General features: G+C 36.8%; 2 protein-coding genes. Both read left to right on the top strand.

Annotated elements, in window-relative coordinates; all coding sequences use genetic code 11:
* The coding region (locus ACTQZM_RS12010) for a hypothetical protein (protein WP_441653895.1) at positions 1-183 on the top strand (183 nt) is incomplete at its 5' end.
* A 28-nt stretch (positions 184-211) separates the two neighbouring features.
* Positions 212-424, top strand: coding sequence for a hypothetical protein (locus tag ACTQZM_RS12005; protein ID WP_441653894.1), 213 nt, complete (start codon positions 212-214; stop codon positions 422-424).
* Positions 425-527: the final 103 nt, after the last annotated feature.

The raw sequence follows: 527 nt of genomic DNA, 5'->3' as shown, positions 1-527 counted from the left end.
ATGAATATAGCCACAATGAACAGTAACATTATTAAGCTAGTCACAGGCGATAGACGCATAAAGAAAGCCGAGTTAAACGCTGAGGAGCTAGCAGAGTTTGAAACGCTGGAGCATTTAGCAATTTACTATCTGAAACGAGGATACAGCATTTCAGAAGTTACAAAACAACTTGTAAAACAATAACCACCCGACCAGAAAGGAAGTAGAGAAGATGGCAAACAATGAACAGCAAGCACCGCAAACAAGAGAAGAATTATTACAACAGTTAAGACATCGCCACATCACAGCAAGCGAGATTATAGAAAAGTATGATTATGCGTTTGATTTAATAGCAAATTATTTTAACGTAGACAAACAACAATTTATTGATTTTATAAGGGGGCTAGATGATGAATTACAACGAATTAATGAAGAAGTTAGATGAATACGGCGGGGCGATGGTGTTCTTGAATGGCTTTAGAGAAATTTTATCGAAATACAACCTAACGCCCGAATTAATTGCCAATATTTTAGAAAGGGGTGCAGAT

Source organism: Enterococcus cecorum, from assembly GCF_052119425.1.
Taxonomy (GTDB): domain Bacteria; phylum Bacillota; class Bacilli; order Lactobacillales; family Enterococcaceae; genus Enterococcus_E; species Enterococcus_E cecorum_C.
The sequence above is the reverse complement of the archived record's forward strand: the minus strand, read 5'-3'. Positions and strand labels throughout refer to the sequence as shown.

Bases quoted from the DNA above. Each gene is read 5' to 3' on its own strand.
- ACTQZM_RS12005 (WP_441653894.1), top strand. From the start codon at position 212: ATGGCAAACAATGAACAGCAAGCACCGCAAACAAGAGAAGAATTATTA.